The sequence below is a fragment of the Bacteroides sp. AR20 genome (assembly GCF_964250605.1).
Lineage (GTDB): Bacteria > Bacteroidota > Bacteroidia > Bacteroidales > Bacteroidaceae > Bacteroides > Bacteroides uniformis.
The window spans coordinates 20,758-28,028 of the sequence record NZ_CAXUGK010000043.1 but is presented as its reverse complement, the minus strand read 5'-3'; the positions used below and the strand labels follow the sequence as shown (position 1 = coordinate 28,028).

Annotated in this window: 5 protein-coding genes; all 5 read right to left on the bottom strand. The window is 39.7% G+C overall.

What is annotated here, in order from left to right:
* Nucleotides 1-78: 78 nt before the first annotated feature.
* The 5 genes from ACESTD_RS17260 to ACESTD_RS17240 all read right to left on the bottom strand — a co-directional run bounded on the left by ACESTD_RS17260 (nucleotide 79) and on the right by ACESTD_RS17240 (nucleotide 7,258).
* On the bottom strand, nucleotides 79-1,368 hold the full coding sequence (locus ACESTD_RS17260) for a glycoside hydrolase family 2 TIM barrel-domain containing protein (protein ID WP_196030568.1): 1,290 nt from the start codon (nucleotides 1,366-1,368) through the stop codon (nucleotides 79-81).
* Nucleotides 1,369-1,394: 26 nt separating this feature from the next.
* Nucleotides 1,395-2,738, bottom strand: a complete 1,344-nt coding sequence (locus ACESTD_RS17255; RefSeq protein WP_120139448.1) for a M57 family metalloprotease — start codon at nucleotides 2,736-2,738, stop codon at nucleotides 1,395-1,397.
* Nucleotides 2,739-2,766: 28 nt separating this feature from the next.
* On the bottom strand, nucleotides 2,767-4,128 hold the full coding sequence (locus ACESTD_RS17250) for a family 16 glycosylhydrolase (RefSeq protein WP_034523369.1): 1,362 nt from the start codon (nucleotides 4,126-4,128) through the stop codon (nucleotides 2,767-2,769).
* Between the two features lie 135 nt (nucleotides 4,129-4,263).
* On the bottom strand, nucleotides 4,264-5,637 hold the full coding sequence (locus ACESTD_RS17245) for a hypothetical protein (RefSeq protein WP_250706552.1): 1,374 nt from the start codon (nucleotides 5,635-5,637) through the stop codon (nucleotides 4,264-4,266).
* Between the two features lie 31 nt (nucleotides 5,638-5,668).
* Nucleotides 5,669-7,258 carry a RagB/SusD family nutrient uptake outer membrane protein gene (locus ACESTD_RS17240; protein WP_130081042.1) on the bottom strand — a complete coding sequence of 530 codons (1,590 nt, stop codon included), beginning with the start codon at nucleotides 7,256-7,258 and terminating at the stop codon, nucleotides 5,669-5,671.
* Nucleotides 7,259-7,271 lie beyond the last annotated feature (13 nt).

Sequence of the window (7,271 nt, the reverse complement as noted above, 5' to 3'; positions counted from 1 at the left end):
GATACCTCACGCCAAACGAAAAATTTAAACAAATTATTAATCAGAATTCTGTTGCATTTGCAAGTTGAATTCAGCTCTTTAATCTATTACTTGAAATGGAACATTTGCTGTGGAGACAAAGCCCGTATTATCAAGTACATATACGTACAAACGATATTCTCCGGGAACTTTAATTGCAGTCTCATACACATTTTTATCTGACACAGCCACGTCACCCATTCTTTCCGGACGTGGCTCATAAGAACCTCCAAAACCCAAGACTGTAGCCTCTTTCAGTACTTCCCACACATAAGCCAAAGAATCGTTCTCCTTATCTGTGACGGAAACCTCCGCCTTAAATAAAGTACCTGCTTTGATACGGACATTATCAATGGCACTTTTACCATCGATAGTCATGCCCCGAACTATCGGAGCCGTTTCATCCAATTCCTTGCCGGTCCACACTCTTTGCATGGCCTCCACCATAGGAGTTTTCTCTCCTTTCAATGGCAGTGAATCCACCTTATCCTCTACAAACATACTGAACCAAGTAGGCGTACGTTCTTCTTTTTGTCCCCACAAGAATACAAAAGAGCCCAAGCAACGGGTATTGGCAGAAATATATTGCGTATAACGCTCTTCGTATACCTGCCGTTTTTCTTCACTGGTCTGCTCTATGGGTGCCTTCCACTCGGTTGACGCTGTTTCCCACCAACCGGTCGGTCCCCACTCGGTAATCATAAATGCACCCTTGTAGTCCGACCGGTCAACAACAGCCTGCACCTCTCCCATCGGACCATATACATTGATGCCCACATAATCGAGAGACGGAGCATACTTTGCCACAGAGTCCAATGCCGACGGATTGTAGGAAATCACTGTCGAAACCAGATGACGCTTGTCTATCGACTTAATCAGCTGTGCCAGTTCTTCCACAAAATTCCATGCGGCAGCTATATTAGCATTTCCCAACTCAATTTCATTGCCAATACCCCAAGCCAGCAAACTCGTATCATTCTTGAACGTTTCTGCCAACAAGCGGACTTCTTCGCGCATCTTGTTCTTATATTCATCATCGTAATAGCGTATAGAGTCTTTGGTCATGCCTATTCCCTGCATTACGTACATGTTGTGCTCCGAAGCCAATGCCAGGTTTTTCTTTATCTCCTCCACATTACCTCCCCAGGTTCTGAAGGCATTGGCACCACTCTGGGCGGCAATGTCCAACCGATATGTGCCGCCTACGCCTTTAATATAGGTTTCTCTTCCGTCAATGGAAAGTTTATAACCGTCTGCCGCTTTCTCTATTACAATGCCGTCTAAAGAAGAAGGAGAACAGGCAGACAACAAAACTAAACAGATAAAAATAAATATTTTTTCTTTTTTCATTATCAATTGTTCTAAAGCATAAAAAGTTAATATTCTATTACCGCCCTTATTACTCCGTGTTTTCCATCTGCTCCATTTTGTAATCCAAGACTCTTTGTAAAGCGTGCCTCCAATACATATTCGCCTGGGTCAAGAACAGTAGCATCTTGCCAATTATAGATTGCATAACTATTTGGATTAGCATTCCAAATATATGGCTCTATAAAAGTACGAATTGAGAATGATGCAGGAATCTTTGTTAAAGTAACTCCAGTTTCTTCCGTAAATCGAGATATTTCCGACCATTCATTAAATCCACGCTCCACCTCAATATCTAAAAAAGTTACAGGAGTAACCTGAGAAAGCGTAAATCTTACGGTACTAGCACTAGTATCAGAAATAGCCATTAATCTTATGACATTAGTCTTATCCCGCCATTTGGGGTATAAAGTAATATCACCTATTATCGTTTCTCCGTAGCTAAATGGAATTGTTAAAGCTGCATTTTTAAACCATCCGGCAAATATGCCCTTAGCAGATGTAGGAATTAAATTTCTACTCAGATAACTACCATAATCTACTTCCATTTGAGGAAGGCTACTTCCATCGGCAAAAGATATTATACATTTTGGCCATAAAGTTTTAAGTGCCACAACATCATAAGTTGAAGCTCCATTCCAAGAATTACCACACGTAGTTGAATTCATAAAAGATTGAGAATCTGATGTAGGAGTTCCAGGAATTTGAACTAATCCAACGCCACCATCTCCCTCTCCAAGCCCATTAGTATGACGTAATCCCAAATTATGCCCAAGCTCATGCACTAATAAAAACTTCTTTTGACTTAAACTCAAAAAGGTATCTATATTTTTATAAAAACTATCATTGATAATTATTTTACTACCAGGTTTGCCTGATAAAGGGAACTCCCCTTGTGCACATGCTATAGCATTATATAAATTGCTCTTAGAAATCTTTATTTGAGGATTATACTCATTATATACAAAACGGAGCCCCGTATATTTATTATATACATCTATAGCCTCTTTAGTAGCTTCTCTCCAATTGGTACTTTGAGCAATAGTATTATCAACTCCAACTGTAATTGTTTGATAATTATCCACATAATAAGTTGCATGATATTGCCTAGTAGAAGTAAGATTAATACTATCTTTGCAAAGCAAAATATCTTCTTCTACAATGTAATAATTATTCCATTCCACCATAAATGTAGTGTCAAGCCCCATAGCATAAATAGCCAATTTAGCTTGTTCTAACTCCAGAGCTGAATCTTTAAAAGGTTCCTCCACTATCACAATTCCATCTTCTTGACTACAAGAAAAGAAGAAAGATAGAACTATTAATATTAAAAAAAGATATTTAGTCTTCATATTCAAATCTCATTTAAATAAAACAGTTCTACTTCTTCTGAAATACACGTACATAATCCACCTTCATCGTTACAGGAAGAGCAGACTCATCCACACCGTTCATTCCACCCCAATCACCGCCCCAAGCCAGATTCAGAATGGGATAGAAAGCATAATGGAAAGGCCATTGATTATGACCAGCTCCCAATTGTTGCTTGGTAACAGCCAACTGTACCTTACCATCCACGTATGTAGTGATGGCATCTTCTGTCCACTCTAAAGCATAGAGATGAAATTCTCCTTCTGCCTGTTCTATAGTCATGGCATGTGTTTTCTGCGTACCTATAGTATGATTATAATCTTGCGTATGGATAGACGAAGAGACTTCGTTGGGCATGACTCCCACTTCCTCCATAATGTCTATTTCACCACACATGGGCCATGGATTAGTATTCCAGTCATTATCAACTGGCATCATCCAAAAAGCCGGCCACGTCCCCTTGCCTTCAGGCAACATGATACGTGCTTCAAAATAGCCATATTCCCAACCAGTATTCACTTTAGCATACACACGACCAGAGTAAATTTTACCATCGGAGCCTTTGAAACAATTAATATTCAACTTACCGTCCACAAGTTCTGTCACACGCTTTCCGTCAGCAGAACCATTGACGTAATTTTGAAGTTCATTATTTACCCACCCTGCTCCTTGAACCTCGTGTGTCCAATCATTGCCAAGAGATGTACCCTCATTAAATTCATCATGCCAAACCAACCGATACCCCTCAGGAGTATTGATATCCAGATCTTCAGCCGATTCTTGAATAACTGTTACCGTTACTTTCTCTGCACCAGCCACAACCTCAACTGTACCCGTACGGGAAATCTTTGCATCATTAGCTAAAGTGGTCACAACAATTTCCCCACTATTTTTTTCTGCGCTAATCCAACTATCATTGGATTTCACATTCCATTCGCCAGAAGCAATAACAGATAAGACAAAAGATTCTCCTATAGAATTAGAATACAACTCAGTCTGTGACACTGATAAAGGAGCCGCTTGCGTAAGAGGAATAGATACACGAGTAGCACCAGATTTAACTACCACCGTACCAGTACGAGAAGTAGTACCCGTATGAGCACTGACTATAACTGTCGCTGTGCCTTGGCTAGAAGAAGAACCCATTACATTTACTTTGACCCATGAACTGCAATCATCAGAGGCAAAAGCTGTCCACTCTTTACCAGAACAAACCACATTCACCACATATTGGCTAGCTTGTGCAACAGCCTCTATCTTTTCAGGAGAACATTTAATGGTAACATCCTCGGATTGCGGTTCCTTGTCATCGCTACTGCCACAAGCAATCAACGAAAACAAAAGAATAGATAATAGACAATAGTATTTCATATATATATTTTACAACATAAGTAGAGAAAAAAGGGAAAAGATGAAACTCCAGCAATTGCCAAGATAACACACATCCTTCCCCCTTTTTATTATTCACTGCTTTTAGCAGACCAATATTCTATCTAATACTAGTCATCAATCTCTATGAGTCTGGAAAATAATATCTTTAATAGTCACTTTTGTGTCAGCAGGATTTCCACCAAAATCCAAGACTAAAGATATAGCATGCATATCTTTAGGCGCCTTTTTATTTGCAACCCAAAATTTATTATCTTCATTACCCAACAAGTCCGTCTGTTCTGCAAAGAAGAAGTTATCATCATGTTTGACATCAGGTTCATCAGTCTGAACCAGTTTTACTGTTACCCCCTTCAAATCAGTACTAGGATTTAGAGTGACACAGAAATCATAGGCAGTTTCTGTATCGGCTGACAAATCTGTAACAAACGAGAACTGGTTCTGCCATTGTGCTTCAGTAGCATCAGGGAAAGTGAGTGTATAAGCATTTCCATCCACCACTAAATCTGGATTAGGTCTAGCACTCCAATCCGGGTTTGCATAGAAGAAAGTATTGGTAAAGGTTGCCCCGTTCCAAAGATTGTCTTCACTATCCACCTTCACCCAAGAAGGTTCAGGCTCTTGTACTTCAGGAATTTCCGTACCGTCATCATTAGCATGGTCTTTCAAGACAAAGCTTTCCAAAGTAATATCCGTATTAGCTTCATTACCACCAAAATCAAGTGCAAACTTCAAGTCGGTAATATTCACACCGGGTACGTTACTGAACCATATACACTTAGGTTCATTAGCATCTAAAGCCACACGCTGCATATTGATAAACGTATTGTCATCACCTTTCTGCTGTACTTTAACCGTCACGCCCGGATGTTTGGTAGTAGAAGTGATTATCACCGAAAAATCATAGGTTTTATCCACTGACAAAGCAACTACCTTATCCAATTCCACATGCATCTGAGCTTGCCACTGATCGGTAGTAGCTTCCGGTAAGGAAACAACAAATGCACCATTCTGATAAGTATATTTTGGATCTGCAATCTGCCCCCATCCTGGAGCATAGTAGAAAGATGCCACATTGAAAGTTACTCCCTTAAACATGTTAAATTCACTATCTTCCACAAAACCACCAAAACCGTTCATAATAGTCTTCTCTATTTCAAAGGTTTTGGTTATCGAACCATCACTAATGCCATTTGCGTTCTTTACTTTACATTCTACTGTATATGAACCTTTTTTACGATAATATTTAGAAAAGCCATATGAGGCTTGATAAGCGCCGTCAATTATCCAAATCGGAGACACTCCAGGAGCAGAAGTAAATTCAAAGTTTGCATAATTGGTTGTCTGATCTACAGTAACTTTAAAGTTATCAGTATAATCCGATGCTTGTGGGATATTGCCATTGGCTCCCGTAAAATCTTCAGGCGAACATGAAGTCATTGCAAAACCAGCAACCAACACGCCTGCTATATATTTAAATATATTTTTCATATCAATTATTTGTTAATGGAGTTATGGTAAACTATTTATAAGCATTCTGAACCAAAGCAGGGTCAGAATCCAACTCACTTTGTGCAATAGGAATGTATTTCTTCTTGGCAGTCCAAGAATTGGTACGGTAGCCATATTCATCTGGGACAAGTGCAGTAGTAGCCTTGTTTTTAGATGATGCTCCACTAATTCCTTCAGCACGTACCAAATCAAAATAGCGTTTACCTTCGCCAACAAATTCCAAATGACGCTCTGTGAGGACATCGTCAACTGTGACACTCGCAAGTTCAGCCAAACCGGCACGGGTACGAACTTCGTTCAACCATGTCTTAGCCTCCCCAGTACTACTTCCACCTGTACGAAGAGAAAGTTCTGCAGCATTGAGCAATGTTTCAGCATAACGATAATAACGATAGTTGTTATTATAGTTCAAATTCTGGTCACCGGAAGACTGCTTGAAGTTCTTATCATACGGACGATATTTTTGCAACCAAATATGAGTATCTTGATAACGTTTCGTATATTCTACATCTTCGGCAATCACCCAGCAAGTTGCATCACGACGTTTGTCTTGTTCACTAAACATTTGATAAGTTTCAAGACGCATGGGCATAAATCCCCAGCCATCATTACCCTTTGACCAACCATCATCACCTGGGAAAGAGTTAGGAGAAATCAGAGTAGGAAGCACTGTACCACCAACAGCTAACGGACTTCCCCAGCCACGTTCGTTATTAGTTTGCTCATAATTAATTTCCCAGATAGATTCGTCACACCATTCACCTTCCGTTTCCCAGATGTTGGCAAAACTAGGATTCAATCTAAAGCTAGGACTATCAATAAGCTCCTTCATATAACCTAAAGCTTTTGAGAAACGACTTTCATCATTCTGATACATTACCATTTCAGCATATACCATATAAGCCATAGCTTGAGTGACACGTCCCAACTGACCTTCGTCGTCAACTTCTTTACCTTCTTTGATTGTTTTATAATATTTCAAAGGTAACACCTTAGAGTCAATTACAGCTTCAAGTTCTGCGATCAACTCAGCATAAACCTGATCGGCAGTATATTGCGGAGCCGTATAAGGAGGTTCGGAAAGATTCTCCAAATAGAAAGGTACATTACCAAAATAATGCCACAACATATTATAATAGAAAACACGTAGTAAACGGGCTTGCATCTCATAGAGTTTACGATTGGCCTCAGTAACATCAGTACCCCAATCAAGATATTTCAGTAAGTCATTACAACGTTTGATGCCAGAATAATCCACAGTCCAAAGAGAGCCAAGTGTATTATTTTCATTAGCTTCATAATTAAATAACATATGCCAATTCTGCATATCGGTCTTGGTTGCACCACCTACCCAAAAATTATCGCCCATAATTTCACCGTCAATATTCAAGGCATTGTACTGTCCCAATCCCCAATCTGGCCAATGGAGAGGGTCATAGGCGGCAATCAGAGCTTCCTGAATATGCTCATCCGTAGTATAATAATCTTCCAATGGTTCACCTGTCGGATTTTCCACCTCAAGAAAACTGTCACTGCAACCGGTAGTCAACACTGTAGCGGCAGCAAGTAAGCCTATTGCTAATATTTTATTTGTTTTCATATAGTTCTTATTT

Excerpts from the sequence above, each read along its gene's own strand:
- ACESTD_RS17250 (WP_034523369.1), bottom strand. The coding sequence starts at position 4,128 with ATGAAATACTATTGTCTATTATCTATTCTTTTGTTTTCGTTGATTGCT.
- ACESTD_RS17255 (WP_120139448.1), bottom strand. The coding sequence starts at position 2,738 with ATGAAGACTAAATATCTTTTTTTAATATTAATAGTTCTATCTTTCTTC.
- ACESTD_RS17260 (WP_196030568.1), bottom strand. The coding sequence starts at position 1,368 with ATGAAAAAAGAAAAAATATTTATTTTTATCTGTTTAGTTTTGTTGTCT.
- ACESTD_RS17245 (WP_250706552.1), bottom strand. The coding sequence starts at position 5,637 with ATGAAAAATATATTTAAATATATAGCAGGCGTGTTGGTTGCTGGTTTT.
- ACESTD_RS17240 (WP_130081042.1), bottom strand. The coding sequence starts at position 7,258 with ATGAAAACAAATAAAATATTAGCAATAGGCTTACTTGCTGCCGCTACA.